This is a genomic window from Bifidobacterium apicola (assembly GCF_042846865.1).
GTDB classification, from domain to species: domain Bacteria; phylum Actinomycetota; class Actinomycetes; order Actinomycetales; family Bifidobacteriaceae; genus Bombiscardovia; species Bombiscardovia apicola.
In genome coordinates this window covers 167,757-182,669 of the sequence record NZ_BAAFQQ010000001.1, presented here as the reverse complement: position 1 = coordinate 182,669, position 14,913 = coordinate 167,757, and the positions used below count along the sequence as shown (strand labels likewise).

General features: G+C 61.0%; 11 protein-coding genes. All 11 read right to left on the bottom strand.

The features are described from left to right. Nucleotides 1-502: 502 nt before the first annotated feature. Nucleotides 503-1,444, bottom strand: a complete 942-nt coding sequence (hemH, locus tag ACGG9J_RS00750; RefSeq protein WP_390132727.1) for a ferrochelatase — start codon at nt 1,442-1,444, stop codon at nt 503-505. Next, nucleotides 1,437-2,783, bottom strand: a complete 1,347-nt coding sequence (locus ACGG9J_RS00745; protein WP_390132725.1) for an MFS transporter — start codon at nt 2,781-2,783, stop codon at nt 1,437-1,439. Before ACGG9J_RS00745 ends, hemH begins: the two co-directional genes overlap by 8 nt. Before the next feature lie 55 nt (nt 2,784-2,838). Further along, complete coding sequence (hemQ, locus tag ACGG9J_RS00740; RefSeq protein WP_390132723.1) at nt 2,839-3,597, bottom strand: hydrogen peroxide-dependent heme synthase; 759 nt, start codon at nt 3,595-3,597, stop codon at nt 2,839-2,841. Nucleotides 3,598-4,110: 513 nt separating this feature from the next. Then, a complete protein-coding gene (secG, locus tag ACGG9J_RS00735) occupies nt 4,111-4,359 on the bottom strand; it encodes a preprotein translocase subunit SecG (protein WP_390132720.1) in 249 nt (82 codons plus the stop codon). A 60-nt stretch (nt 4,360-4,419) separates the two neighbouring features. Next, complete coding sequence (gene tpiA, locus ACGG9J_RS00730) at nt 4,420-5,202, bottom strand: triose-phosphate isomerase (protein WP_390132718.1); 783 nt, start codon at nt 5,200-5,202, stop codon at nt 4,420-4,422. Between the two features lie 89 nt (nt 5,203-5,291). Then, a complete protein-coding gene (locus ACGG9J_RS00725; protein WP_390132716.1) occupies nt 5,292-6,488 on the bottom strand; it encodes a phosphoglycerate kinase in 1,197 nt (398 codons plus the stop codon). Nucleotides 6,489-6,567: 79 nt separating this feature from the next. Then, nucleotides 6,568-7,527, bottom strand: a complete 960-nt coding sequence (gene whiA / locus ACGG9J_RS00720; RefSeq protein ID WP_390132714.1) for a DNA-binding protein WhiA — start codon at nt 7,525-7,527, stop codon at nt 6,568-6,570. A gap of 120 nt (nt 7,528-7,647) precedes the next feature. Continuing rightward, a complete protein-coding gene (rapZ, locus tag ACGG9J_RS00715) occupies nt 7,648-8,541 on the bottom strand; it encodes an RNase adapter RapZ (RefSeq protein WP_390132712.1) in 894 nt (297 codons plus the stop codon). A gap of 2 nt (nt 8,542-8,543) precedes the next feature. Further along, the gene (locus ACGG9J_RS00710; RefSeq protein WP_390132709.1) at nt 8,544-9,572 is read right to left on the bottom strand and encodes a shikimate dehydrogenase family protein; all 1,029 of its coding nucleotides are present in this window, start codon (nt 9,570-9,572) and stop codon (nt 8,544-8,546) included. A gap of 61 nt (nt 9,573-9,633) precedes the next feature. After that, complete coding sequence (gene uvrC / locus ACGG9J_RS00705) at nt 9,634-11,934, bottom strand: excinuclease ABC subunit UvrC (protein ID WP_390132707.1); 2,301 nt, start codon at nt 11,932-11,934, stop codon at nt 9,634-9,636. After that, on the bottom strand, nt 11,931-14,852 hold the full coding sequence (gene uvrA, locus ACGG9J_RS00700; RefSeq protein WP_390135269.1) for an excinuclease ABC subunit UvrA: 2,922 nt from the start codon (nt 14,850-14,852) through the stop codon (nt 11,931-11,933). Before uvrA ends, uvrC begins: the two co-directional genes overlap by 4 nt. Nucleotides 14,853-14,913 lie beyond the last annotated feature (61 nt).

The window sequence follows — 14,913 nt, the reverse complement described above, 5'->3', positions numbered from 1 at the left end:
CAAGCCAATGCACAGGCAATCTAGCCTTTCCATCCATCTATTTTGCAATGGAATCAGAGAGACATAGTAGATGTCTGCCTAGCATTTTCACTTTTCATAGTTGAACTTCAATATGATTACACTAGGCAATATAAAGTGGACTTGAAACTATTAAAATGTAAAAAGTAGAAGTGGACTTTATCGTCTGCTAACCAATTTAGATTGTCATACCCCCCCCCCCCCCTGATGCATGTATCGAAGCAAGTCGATTCGAATTATCTGGTAAATCTGTGTAGGTAAATCTAAAGATTAATTAAATACGAGGGAATTATGTTTTTCTCTCTTTGAGACATCCGCAACGTGAGAGCAAATACGATCAGTATTTTTACTGCATTGTTGTCCGTTTGGAAGATCCCTGCCTTTATGACAAATACGCATTACATAAAGGCAGGGATCTGTAATTGCATAAGAGCAGTATTTTCCCGATGGAACAACAGTTAGCAAAGTCTCAGCTGATTTCTGCTCAGCTTTCCGCCATTCCTATGGTTTCCGCCATCTCTCCAACAACTTCTAATAGGGTGGAAATCAAGGCAGGATCATCATTGGGCATGTTGAGCCTGGTCAGGGTTCCGCCCGCGGACTGGATGGCCTTGGACAACTCCTGATCAACGTCATAGCAGATCTCCAGATTGTCGGCGATGAAGCCGATGGACGCCGAAACGATGGCCTTTATATCACGGTTGACAATCAGGTCCTGGGCAACGGAGACGAAATCAGGCCCGATCCAGGGTTCTTCGGTACGGCCTGCCGACTGCCAGGCCAGCACGTACTGATCCTCGTTGAGACCGGCTGCCTGAGCCACGGCATTGGTTAGGCCAATGACTTCATCCTTGTAGGGGTCGCCTCCCTGAATGATGCGCAGGGGAAGGGAGTGGGCGCTGAATATCACCTTGGTATCCGGCCGGTCGGTCAACTCCTTTTTGGCCACCAGCTGATCGCTCCAGAAGTGGATCAGCTGGTGGTGGTTCCACCAGGACCGAACCGGCAGGTATTCCATGCCCGGGTGGGTTTCGACGGCCTTACGGGCACGGTTGTGGTAGTCCTCGCTCGAATAGGAGGAGTATTGCGGGGCCAGGGGCAGGCCAATAACCTTGTTGATGCCATCGGCTGCAATCTGGTCGACGGCGTCCTTGATGAAGGGGGCGATGTATTTCAGGCCTTCGTAGACCTTGTAGGCACCGGGGTGGGCCTTGTTCAGCGCAGCCTGGAGACCGTCGCGCTGGGCCGTGGTGATCTTGGCCAGGGGCGAGGGCAGGCCGATGGCCTTGTAGCGGCCGACCAGCTGGTCCATGAGCGGCTTGGGCGGCTCCTCCCCATGGCGGATATTGGTGTAGTACCCCTTGATGTCGGACTCCTGGTAGGGGGTGCCGTAAGCCATGAGGAGGACAGCTGTAGGTTCAGTCATGAGCAACTTCTTTCTGTGAAAATGGAATGCAGTATGTCAGGCCGATATTGACCAGGGCTATGACGATGACCACCAGGAACATGTTCCTGTAGGAGGCCAGTCCGGCCTTTCCGCCCACCTTGCCCAGTTCAATGGCCGAGGCGAAGAGCAGGGGGGCGATGGTGGTGCCGATCTTCTTGCAGGCCGACAGCCCGCCAATGGTCTGCATACGGTTCTCGGGTCCGGCCAGCCTTCCGGCGATGACCTGGAGCGGCGAGGACATCATGGAGCCCATGCCCACCCCCATCAGGAAGGACAGGACCATGAAGAGCTGCAGGTTGTGCAGGGTCAGGGTGATCACCAGGGCCATCAGGCCTATCAGCGACGATGAAAAAACGAGCGTGGTCCGGTAACCGAACTTGTCGACCAGGAGCCCGCCCAGCCAGGATCCGACCACGGAGCCCAGCCCGACGCCGACCATGACCATGCCGGCCGAGCGGACCGGAAGCCCGAAGACGGAGTGGACATAGGTTGGAATGTAGACGAAGAGGGAGAAGAACATGCCTCCCAGCATCCCCAGCAGCAGGGTGAGCCCATAGGAGGGCAGCTTCAGCAGGCGGATGGGCAGGAAGGGCATGGTGTCCTTGGCGTCGCCCAGGTTGCGCTCATGCACCAGGAAGATCGCGCCGGCCACCACTGCGACCAGGAGGCATTCGATGATCAGGGCTATGTAGGTGGTGCCGTACTGGAGGAAGGTGATCGCCACCATCAGCAGGGCCAGAGCGATGCTGAAGGAGCCCAAGCCCAGGTAGTCGGTCTTCCAGGCGCGGTCGGTCTGGGAGTCGCCCATCATGAACCAGGCCAGGATGAACAAGATGGCCAGGAAGGGCAGCATCATGAAGTAGTAGGCCCGCCATCCGTGGGTGATGCCCAGGAGCATGCCTGAAAGGACCGGGCTAACCATGGCGGAAAGACCGGCGATGATGCCCACCGTGGAGACCTTCCTGCCCTGGTTGTTCCTGCGGGCGCGCTGCAGAAGGACGTTCATGGACAGGACCATGATGCCGCTGTCTCCCAGGGACTGGATGAACCGGCCCAGCAGCATGACCGCATAGTTGGGCGAGACCGCCGTCATCAGACATCCAACGAACCAGAAGGCCAGTTCCCAGAGGAAGACCTTCCTGGTTCCATGGGCGTCGGAGAGGTTGGAGGTGATGGGGGTGCCCACCACCAGGCCCAGGGTGTAGAGTCCGACCATCCAGGAGGAGCCCATGGTGGTCAGGCCGAAGGTCCGAGTGATGGACGGCAGCATGGTAGGCACCGCTCCCCCATCCAGCTGGGTGATGAAAACGATGACCATGAAGAACCATATGGGCGTGGAAAGGATCGATCTTCTCTCTCTTGTCGACATGGTGTTACTGTCCCATCTGGTCCGTGAGCAGCCTGTCGATGCGCTCAGGATCGGTCTTGGTGCCTACCAGGAAGTAGGGGAATTCGCCGTAGATGGAGCTGGCTTCGATGTAGCGCATCTCGGTGACGATCTTCTTGAACTGGACGGGGTCGTCGGCGAACAGGGTGACGCCCCACTCGTAGTCGTCCAGGCCGATGGAGCCTGTCAGGATGATGGAGACCTTGCCGGCGTAGGAGCGGCCGATCTTGCCGTGGTCATGCATGTAGGCCTTGCGCTGGTCGTAGGGCAGCGTGTACCAGTTGGCTCCGGGGACGCGGGTCTTCGACATGGGATAGAAGCAGAGGTAGGGCTTGTCTGGCGTCTTGGGATGGAGGCTTGCTTTGACATAGGACCACCCACGATCCGTGGTCGGCTTGCCCGAGTAGAGACCCACCTCAGTGACCGATACATAGGAGATGGTCGGCTCCAGGTAATCAGACAGGTGGAGCTTCTCCAGGTCGGTCTCTACCTCCTGCAGCTGATCCAGGGTCTCTCTGAGGACCATCAAGCCCAAGTCAGCCTTTTGCCCATTGACCTGGCACCAGTAGTGGCTTCCCTCGCCCTTGGACTGAATCGCGTCCAGCTTTGCAGCCAGGGCCTTGAACTCATCCAGGCATTCCCGGCGTTCGCCCTGCGGCACTCGGCGCCACTTGGTCCAATTGATTTTCCAGAAGAGATGAAGGCAGAACCAACCCTCCAGACTCGGTGCAGCTTGCTCAGCCATGAGCACATCCTTTCGCTTGCTTAGCTTGCACGACATTGTGTGGTGTGCCACTCGTTCGGCATACCCTTATTCACTCTATAGGCCAGGAAGCTGAGTCGTTGGATTATTGGTGCATTGTGAATGACATATTGTGGTAATAGTCAAGGACTATGAGCTTGTACTATCAATGAAGAAAACAGAGTTTGCGCATAACCAGCTTGTGAGAACCAGTGCACAATATGATTTCAGTAAAATTCACCAATTAAATTGGCTCCAGGCGTGCAATCACTCAATTGCTCTACTCAACGACCCAGCTGATAAAAGGATCCTCTCCCGCAAGAACGGTTTGCTGTGCATCATGGAACAAGGCAGGTGAACATGAAGCTCTGCCCTGTAAAGCTCCGCAGGAAAACGACATGACAAACCATGATGTAAAAGACGCTGGCAGGTCGGCACGACCAACAGCTATAGGAAATGCCAAGCGAATATGGAAAAACCCCGGTCGATGCCGGGGTCAGGTATTAGCTGCCGTAATCAAGCCAGCTTGTACTTGGAAATAAGATCCAAGGCGATAATGATAGCCACCCAGATCAAGGCCACAATAATGGTCAGCCGGTTCAGGTTCTTCTCGGCTACGCCGGAGGTACCTGCGCTGGAGCCGATGCCACCGCCGAACATGTCGGACAAGCCGCCGCCCTTGCCCTTGTGCAGCAAAATCAGCAGGGTCAACAGGATGCTGGTGATGATGACGACGATTTCAAGCGCTATCTTGAGAATGGTCACGGCACATACCTCCATGTAAGGAACTGGGAACAAGTATACAGACACCCGGCGAAAAACGCATCAGCGCTTAGCAGTCAGTCGCACGATGCGAGCGAATTCCTCCACATCCAAGGATGCGCCGCCCACAAGAAAACCGTCCACGTCCGGCTGGCCGATCATCTGGGAGGCATTCTTGGAGGTGACCGAGCCGCCGTAGAGGATACGCACAGCCTGGCCTGCTGGCTCTCCGAATTTGTCGGCTATATGGTTGCGGATGGCCTGGGCTGCCTGCTGGGCAGTATCAGGGGTGGCCACCATGCCGGTGCCAATGGCCCAGACCGGTTCGTAGGCCACGATCAGGTTATCCATGTCCTCCTTGGCCAGGTCACGAGTAACGTCATTGACCTGGCCTACAGCGAAGTCCAGTTGAATCCCTTGGCGGCGTTCCTCGTAACTTTCGCCCACGCAGAGGATGGGCTTCATGCCCGCAGCCAGAACAGCGCGAACCTGATCAACGATGTTGGCGTCGTCCTCTGGATGGTACTTACGCCGCTCGGAATGGCCTACGATGACGTAGCTGCAGCCCAGCTGGGCCAGCATGTCGGCGGAGACATCCCCGGTAAAGGCCCCTTGAGCAGTGACCGAGACAGCTTGAGCTCCGTATTCGATGGGCAGGTTGTCGGCTTCTACGAGAACCTGGACGGAACGCAAAGCAGTGAAAGCGGGCATCAGAGCCACCTGACAACGCCTTCGGTCGAAGTGGGCGTCGCGCAGGAGCCAGGCCAGCTTCTGCACGAAATAGGTGGCTTCCAGGTGGTCGAAGTTCATCTTCCAATTGCCGGCCACCAGGGGAATGCGTGCCATACCAGACCTTTCATCCGCTCAACAACAGCAATGCCGGGTCGCCGGATGCGAAATCCGGTGACCCGGCATTGCCCGTCTGCTTGCCGATTTTACTCCAGCACCTTCAGACCCGGAAGCTCCTTGCCCTCAAGGAACTCCAGGGAGGCGCCGCCGCCGGTGGAGATGTGCGAGAAGCCATCTTCAGGGAAGCCCAGGTTGCGCACGGCCGAGGCAGAGTCGCCGCCGCCGACGATGGTGAAAGCTCCGGCCTTGGTGGCGTCTACCAGCCCCTGAGCCACAGCCCGGGTGCCATCGGCGAAGGCCGGGAACTCGAAGACGCCCATGGGCCCGTTCCAGACCACGGTCTTGGAGTCCACGATCTTGTCGTGGAAGAGCTTCTGGGAGTCAGGACCGATGTCCAGGCCCATCTTGTCTGCGGGGATGCCGTCAGCAGGAACCACCTGGTGAGGCGAATCCGCCTTGAACTCGTCAGCTACCACGATGTCGGTGGGCAGGACCAGCTCCACGCCCTTCTCGCGCGCGGTGGCGATGTAACCCTTGACGGTGTCGACCTGATCCTCCTCAAGCAGAGAGGCTCCGACCTCATGTCCCTCAGCCTTGAGGAAGGTGAAGACCATGCCGCCGCCGATGATCAGACGATCGGCCTTGCTGAGCAGATTCTCGATGACGCCCAGCTTGTCGGAGACCTTGGATCCGCCCAGAACCACAGTGAAGGGCCGGTCGGGGTCCTCGGTCGCCTTGGACAGGGCCTTGACCTCCTTCTCGACCAGCAGACCTGCGGCAGAGGGCAGGAACTTGGCCACGGAGTAGTTGGAACCCTGGGCGCGGTGGACCACGCCGAAGCCGTCAGAGACGAAGACATCGCCCAAATCGGCGATCTTGCGGGCATAGGCATCACGCTCGGACTCGTCCTTGCTGGTCTCCTCGGGGTTGTAGCGCACGTTCTGCAGCAGGACCACGTCGCCGTCATTCATGGCGGACACCTTGGCATGGGCATCAGGACCGTAGGTGTCCTCGGCCAGGGGAACCTGCACGCCCAACAGCTCGCCCAGCCGAGCAGCCACGGGAGCCAGGCTGAGCTCGGGAACGACCTTGCCCTTAGGACGACCCAGATGGGCCATGAGAATGACCTTGGCACCCTGGCCACGAAGCTGCTCGATGGTCGGCAAGGCGGCGCGGATGCGGCCGTCGTCCATAATGGTGGTGCCATCCAGCGGCACGTTGAAGTCCGCGCGGACGAGCACGCGCTTGCCCTTGAGATCACCGAGGCTCTTCAGTGTTTTCATGCGTATCCTTTCTGACTGCGGGTCCATGCGCCCGCTCCCCTGCCATGGTACTCAGGCAGACCGACCTGTGTGAGATATCTCACTCTTGTTTGGCGAGCTCCTCGGCCTTCTTCTTTTCCACCTTGGTGGCCAGCTGCAGCAGACGGCGGATGCGTCCGGCGATGGCGTCCTTGGTGACTGGCGGGTCGGCCAGACGACCCAGTTCTTCAAGGGAGGCTTCCCTGTGGTCCAGACGAAGCTGGCCGGCTGCACGCAGATTCTCGGGGATGTCGTCGCCCAGAATCTGGAATGCCTTGGTGACCTTGGCACTGGCCTCGACGGCGGCCTTGGCGGACCTGCGCATATTGGCATCATCGAAGTTGGCCAGTCGGTTGGCCTTGCCGCGGGATTCCCCGTCGCTGCGCTTGCCTGTCCACTCCCTGGAGGATTTGGGCGCTCCCATCAGGTTGAGCATGCGTTCGATTACATCGGGGTCTCGCAGGGTGACACGTTCAGAGCTGCGTACCTGGCGGGCCTTGGCGTTGATGCCCAGGCGGCGTGCGGCACCTACCAGAGCTAGTGCTGCCTCGGATCCGGGGCAGACAATCTCCAGGTATGAGGCCTTGCCAGGGTCGGACAGCTCGCCGTGGGCCAGGAAGGCTCCGCGCCAGGCGGCCTTGACCTGGGCGATATTGCCGGAGACGATGTCGGCGGGCAGGCCGCGAACCGGATGCTTGCGACGGTCCAACAGGCCGGTCTGCAGCGCCAGGGCGCCGCCTGCCTTCAGCACGCGGACCGAGTAGCGGGTCAGGTTGCCGGTAGGGGCCTGCCGCTTGACCTGGATCAGATCGGATTCATGGCCGTATACGTCCCTGATGGTGCTCTGCAACCACTGCGCTGCTGGCAGGGAGTCGAATTGCGCTTCCACCACAATATGACGTTGAATGATGTGCAGGCCGCCGCCGAAGCGGATCATGGCCGCCGATTGCGCTTTCTTGGCAGAGGGGGGTTCGTTGTCAATCGCGGCCAGCTCGCTTTTGACATCATCAAGTAGGGCCAAGAGCCGTCCTCCTACGAAAAAATACTGAAAAATGAATACTTCTTGGCCGCATGACACACCTGCCGTGCCGACCACCGGATTACTGTGATATCGAATATCGTGGACAAATTGCGCCTTTGGCTATCCGCGGGGACGGTGCGGAAGCTCGCGAGCAGAGACGGTCACCTCCATTCCCCGGGACCGCAAGCGGGCGGCCAGAGCGTCGGCCATGGCCACTGAGCGATGCTGTCCACCAGTGCAGCCGAAGGCGATGGTCACATAATGCTTGTCCTCACGCGCGTAGCCGCTGAGAGCGGTCAGAATGGCAGTGGTATATGCATCCAGAAATTCCTTGGCGCCCTTGCTGGCCATCACATAGTCCCGGACCGGGCCATCATGGCCATTCAGGTCCCGCAGCTCGGGGACCCAGTAAGGGTTGGGCAGGAAGCGCACATCCGCGACGAAATCGGCATCGATGGGCAGGCCGTACTTGAATCCGAAGCTCATAATGTGCACGCCCACGGTGGTCGGGCCGGAGCCCAAGACCATTTCATAGAGGCGAGTGGAGAGCTGATGGATGCTCAGATTAGAGGTGTCGATGACCATGTCAGCGCGTTCTTTGAGACTGTTCAGCAGACGGCGCTCCTCGTGGATGCCGTCGATCAGGCGGCCCGATCCCTGCAGAGGGTGGGGACGGCGGACGGATTCATAACGCTTGACCAGAACCTGGTCGGAGGCATCCAAAAAAAGAATGCGGCAACGCACGCCCAAGTCGTCCAGATGGCTGAGTACTGCCGACAGATCATCGAAATAGGAACGGGACCGGACGTCGATAACGGCAGCCAGGCGGTGCAGGGAGCTTCTTGCCGAAGTCATCATGTCGACCAAAGGCACCAACAGGCGCGGGGGCATGTTGTCGACTACATACCAGCCCATGTCTTCCATGGAATCGGCGGCCCGAGAGCGACCTGCGCCAGACATGCCGGTGATCAGAAGCACCTCGAAGCCTGCGAAGGGCGGTTTTTCAGTGGTCATGGTCATGCCTGCCTTAGAGCTTGGTCCATAGCAGCCGCCGGAACAGCGGCTAAAGGTCGGTCGGTCATCAGTGCCACCTGACGCACAGCTTGATAAAGCAGCATTCGCTCACCACTGATGGCGCGTGCACCTGGCATTCTGCAAAAGGCCCTCATGAGCGGAGTGGGCCGAGGGTCATAGACCACATCCAGCAGGACCGGGCCAAGATGCTCCTCGGCATTGGCGTCCTTTGCATCGGCGGGTTTGCTGTGCAAACCATTAACGCCGGGAGTCCCGGCCTCGCTGGTTTCAGCTGTGCTGAGCAGATCGGCCAGGGGGTCGGCTGCACCTGAGGGCAGGGTTGAGACGACAATATCGGCCGCGGCCAGGGTCCTTTTGGCCTTTTCGTCCTGATCCATAGCGACGACGGCCGGAGTGGGCAGACCCAACCGGGAGGCAAGATCCAGCATGTGGTTGCAATGCGCTGGGTTGCGGGCCAGCAGATCCGCACGCTTGACCCCTAGCAGCTTCAAGGCGCAGAAGGCGGACTCAGCTGTGTTCCCGTTGCCGATGACCAGGGCCCGCGCTCCCCCATACGATTTGTCGGCAAGCTGGTCCTGTCGGCCCTGTCCTGCAGCCTTCAGCAGGGCAGCCAGCTCGTCAGGGTCTCCGTCAGCATGGCAGCGGTCGGCAGCCTCCAGCAGGGCAGCTACAATCCCCTCCACGTCTGTGTTGTACAGGGACACCCGGTTCGCGGGATCACCCTGCTCAAAGACTGCCGTATTGGCCACTCCCAAGGACTCAGACCAGTAATCACAAAAAGTGCCCAAAGGGCCAACAGCACTCTTCAAGGGCATGGTCAGGCTGAGACCGGACCAGGACGGGTCAAGACCGTGGATGAAGTCCGACAAACCGCCAGCGTTCATACGCACCCGGTCATAGTGCCAACTGTCTAGGCCCAGTGCAGCATATGCTGAACGATGCAAGAGAGGCGAAAGGGAATGGCTGATTGGGTCGCCCAAGACGGCACAACGGCGATCAAGCCCATTCATATCTGCAATCACGCACCAATCAAGATCAGGGCATGGCCCTTTGCCAGCCTCACGAGTCATTTTATCGCTGGCTGTCCCCGGTCTGGTCCTGATCGCTGTGCAGTGCCTGGTAGATGGCCTCGGCCTTGGCTGAGCCGATGCCCTTGACGGCCTCCAGCTCCTCCTTGGAGGCCTGGCGCATGCGCTTGACCGACCCAAAGTGATTGAGCAGCTTCTTCTGATAGGCAGAGCCGATGCCCGGAATCTCATCCAGGGCCGAACGGAGGGCACCCTTGCGCCGGGTCTGCCGGTGGTAGGTGATGGCGAAGCGGTGGGACTCATCGCGCACCCGCTGCAGCAGGTACATGCCCTCGGACTGACGCTTGAGGATGATGGGATAGTCGTCGTCAGGCACCCAGACCTCCTCCAGGCGCTTGGCCAGCCCGCACAGGGCCACATCGTCCACACCACAGTCGTGCAGGGCCCGGGCAGCAGCGGTCACCTGGGGCTTGCCGCCGTCGACCACGACCAGGTTGGGCTTGTAGGCGAAGTGGCGGGAGGCGGTGTTCTGCTGGACGATGGCCCCTTCCTCCTGCTCCACCAATTCGGGTGCCTTGTCGCTGGCCTTTCGCTCGGCCTCCATGCTGTCGCCGCTGTCACCCGCAATGTTGCCGTGGCGGAAGCGCCGGGTCAGGGTCTCGTAGATGGCGCTCATATCGTCCACAGCGCCCTTGCCGTCCTCACCGCGGATGGCGAACCGGCGGTACTCGGACTTCTTGGGGATGGCATCCTCGAAGACCACCATGGAGGCCACCTGGAACTGGCCGCCTACGGTGTTGGAGATGTCGTAGCACTCGATGCGCAGCGGGGCGCGATCCAGCCCAAGGGCCTTGGCCACGTCGTTCATGGCCTGGGTGCGGGTGCCCATGTCGCTCATGCGGCTGAGCTTGCTGCGCTGCAGGGCCTGGCGGGCGTTGGCGTTGGCCCGGTCCATCAAGGACTTCTTTTCGCCCCGGCTGGCTACACGGATGGTCACTGCGGATCCGCGCAGCTCCCGCAGCCACTCCTGCAGGTCACCGGTCCGATCCGGCTGGATGGGGACAATGACCTCGGGAGGCACCGGCGAGATGGGGGCCAGCAGGTCGGCACGTCCGGTCTGATCCTGATGACGGTGCCGACTCCTGGTGGCCTTGGCCCGGGCCTCGGCATCCAAGGCTGTGACCTTCTGGGTGGAGCCCATGGCATCCCGGTCCTGGCTGATGGCGACAGGGGTATCCGACTCTCCGGGCAGCTTGTGCAGTTCGCTGTCGTTCTCATTCATCAGATCCGAGTAAACCTGCACCAAGAGGTCGCTGATCAGTTCGCTGTCGGAGACGTCCTCGACCCGCTCCACACTCCAGTTGCGTTCGCCGCGGATGGCCCCTGAGCGCACGAAGAAGGCGTGGACCGAGGCCTCCAGTTCGTCCGAGGCCACACCGAAGACATCCACATCCACGTTGGAGGCGAAGGCGACGGCATTCTGCTCGATGACCGTGTCCAGCATGGCGATCTGGTCGCGCAGGCGGGCGGCCTTCTCGAAGTCCAGATCCTCGCTGGCCTTCTGCATGCTCCTGGTCAGTCCGGCCCGGTAGCTCTTGCCCAGCCTGCCGGTGATGACCCCGGTCAGCTCCGTACACAGACGACGGTGGTCGCTGGCGCTGATCCGGCCCACACAGGGGGCCGAGCACTTGCCGATGGAGGCCAGCAGGCAGGGACGGCCGCTGAGCTTGGCCTTGCGGAAGACGCCGGGGGTACAGGTGCGCACCGGATAGGTCTTGAGCAGGGCATCCAGGGTGTGCTTCATGTCCCAGACCTTGGCATAGGGGCCGAAGTAGCGGGTGTCGTGCCGTTTGCGCACGCGGGTCATCCATACCCGGGGGAACTCCTCCCCCACGGAGACAGCCAGGTAGGGGTAGGTCTTGTCGTCCCGCAGCTTGACGTTGAAGCGGGGATCGAACTCCTTGATCCAGGTGTATTCCAGGGTCAGGGACTCCAGGTCGGTGCCCACCACGGTCCACTCCAGGCTCCGGGCCGTCAGCACCATGGTCTGGGTGCGCGGATGCAGGTTTTCCAGGGGCTGGAAGTAGTTGGTCAGACGGTTGCGCAGGTTCTTGGCCTTGCCCACGTAGATGACCCGGCCGTCGCCATCCCGCCACTTGTAGACCCCCGGCTGAGTGGGAATGTCCGAGGTCTTGGGACGGAAGAGGTCGCGGCTGTCGCCCAGCAGGGGCGCGCCGTTCTTGTTGACGCCGGTCGTGGTGCCGGTGGCGGACTCCTCCTCCAGGGCTTGGGCGGTACGTCGCCATACCTGCGGCGTGTGCCGCTCAAAGCAGCTACGGGTCATGATCGGGTGGCCTTGGCTACCTTGGCGGGATCCAGCATGGGCTTCAGATACTTGCCAGTCCAGCTGTTCGGATTGGCGGCCACCTGTTCGGGGGTGCCCTGGGCTACCACGGTGCCGCCGCCGTCGCCGCCCTCGGGTCCCAGGTCGATGATCCAGTCTGCGGTCTTGATCACGTCCAAGTTGTGTTCGATGACGATGACCGTGTTGCCCTTGTCGACCAGGCCGTGCAGGACCTTGAGCAGCTTGCGGACATCCTCGAAGTGCAGACCAGTGGTGGGCTCGTCCAGGATGTAGACGGTCTTGCCGTCGGAGCGCCGCTGCAGCTCGGTGGCCAGCTTGACCCGCTGGGACTCGCCTCCGGACAGGGTCGGAGCCGGCTGGCCAAGGCGGATGTAGCCCAGGCCCACGTCCACCAGGGTGTCCAGGTAGCGGGCGATGGAGGGGTAGGCCTTGAAGAAGCGGGCGGCCTCCTCGATGGGCATGTCCAGCACGTCAGAGACGGTCTTTCCGTTGTAGGTGACCTCCAGGGTCTCCCTGTTGTAGCGCTTGCCATGGCAGGTCTCGCACTGCACGTAGACGTCGGGCAGGAAGTTCATCTCGATCTTGATGGTTCCGTCCCCGTGGCAGGTCTCGCAACGGCCGCCTTTGACGTTGAAGGAGAAACGGCCTGGACCGTAGCCGCGCACCTGGGCCTCTGGCGTCTTGGCAAAAAGCTGGCGGATCTTGTCCCAGACGCCCGTGTAGGTGGCCGGGTTGGAACGGGGGGTGCGGCCGATGGGGTTCTGGTCCACGTGGATGACCTTGCGCACCTGGTCCACGCCCTCCACCCTGGTGTGCTTGCCGGGCACGATGCGGGCGTTGTTGAGCTGGTCGGCCAGCACCGGATAGAGGATGGAGTTGACCAGGGTGGACTTGCCGGAGCCGGAGACGCCGGTGACCAGGGTCATGACCCCCAGCGGGAAGGAGACCTTGAGGTTCTTCAGGTTGTTCTCGCGTGCCCCCACCACGGTCAGCTGACGGGTCCGGTTGGTCTTGCGGCGGCGCTTGGGCACCTCGATGGAACGGCGTCCGGCGATGTAGTCGGCGGTGATGGAGCGGGAGGCCTTGACCAGGTCCTGCGAGCGCCCGGAGAAGATGACCTCCCCGCCATGTTCGCCGGCCCCCGGGCCGATATCGACCAGCCAGTCGGCCTGGCGGATGGTGTCCTCGTCGTGCTCGACCACGATCAGGGTGTTGCCCAGGTCGCGCAGCCGCTGCAGGGTCTTGATCAGCCGGTCGTTGTCCCGCTGGTGCAGGCCGATGGAGGGCTCGTCCAATACGTACATGACGCCCACCAGGCCCGAGCCGATCTGGGTGGCCAGACGGATGCGCTGGGCCTCGCCGCCAGAGAGGGTGGCTGCCGCCCGGGACAGGGTCAAGTAGTTCAGGCCCACGTCGTTGAGGAAGCGCAGACGAGCACGGATCTCCTTGAGAACCTCCCCGGCGATCTTGGCCTGGGCGCCCTCCATGTGCAGGCCCTCAACCCACTTCAGACTGGCGGATACGGCCATGTCGCAGACCTGGGCGATGGACAGGCCGTCCACGGTCACAGCCAGCACCTCGGGCTTCAGGCGCTTGCCCTGGCAGACCTGGCATGGCACCTCGCGCATGTAGGACTCGTAGTACTGCTTCATGGGCTGCGAGTCGGTCTCGTCGTGGCGGCGCATCAGGGTGCGAACCACGCCCTCAAATCCGGTGGTGTACTCGCGCAGACGGCCCCAGCGGTTCCGGTAGGAGACGTCCACCTTGAAATCGTGCCCGTACATGACGGCGTGGCGGACTTCCTCTGGCAGGTCCTTCCATGGGGTCGAGGTGGAGAAGCCCATCTCCTTGGCCAGCCCGTCCAGCAGGTGGCCGTAGAAGCGCTGCTGGCTCTTGGTGCCGCTCCAAGGCTCCACGGCCCCGTCCTTGAGGCTCTTGTCTGGGTCTGGCACCACCAGCTCGGGGTCGATCTCCAGGTTGAATCCCAGACCGGTGCAGGCCGGACAGGCTCCGTAGGGAGCGTTGAAGGAGAACGTCCTGGGTTCAATCTCATCCAGCTCCAGCTCATGGCCGTTTGGACAGGACCGCTTTTCGGAGAAGGGCTGACGACGCTCGGGGTCCTTGGCATCCAGATCCACGAAGTCGGCCACCACCGTCCCCTTGGCCAGTCGCAGGGCGGTTTCCACCGAGTCGGTCAGCCGCTGGCGCATGCCCTCGCGGATGACCAGCCGGTCCACCACCACCTCGATGGTGTGCTTCTTCTGCTTGGTCAGCTTGATTGATTCTGACAGCTGGTGCATGTCCCCGTCGATGATGGCTCGTGAATAGCCGTCAGAACGCAGAAGATCCAGGGTTTCAACGAACTCGCCCTTGCGGCCCTTGACGATGGGGGCCAGCAGTTGGAAGCGGGTCCCTTCGGGCCTGGACATAAGAGTGTCGACGATCTGCTGCGGCGACTGGGCGCGCACCTCGGCCCCGCAGACCGGGCAGTGGGGGATGCCTGTCCTGGCGAAGAGCAGGCGCAAATAGTCGTAAACCTCGGTGATGGTTCCTACAGTGGATCGAGGGTTGCGGTTGGTGGTCTTCTGGTCGATGGAGACAGCTGGGCTCAGACCTTCGATGAAGTCCACGTCGGGCTTGTCCATCTGGCCCAGGAACTGGCGGGCATAGGCGGAAAGGGACTCAACATAGCGTCGCTGACCCTCGGCGAAAAGGGTATCGAAGGCCAGGGAGGACTTGCCGGAGCCTGACAGGCCGGTGAAGACCACCATCCGGTTGCGGGGTATGGACAGGTTGACGTTCTTGAGGTTGTGGGCCCGGGCGCCTTGGATGACGATTTTGCGGTCGTTGGGCACCTTGGACAGGTCCGCCACCAGGGACCCCTTGGATTCGATCATGCGCGGGTTCTCGATGGCCGCGTCCACTGTCGACTTAGGCTTGTTGTGCTGCTTCACGTGC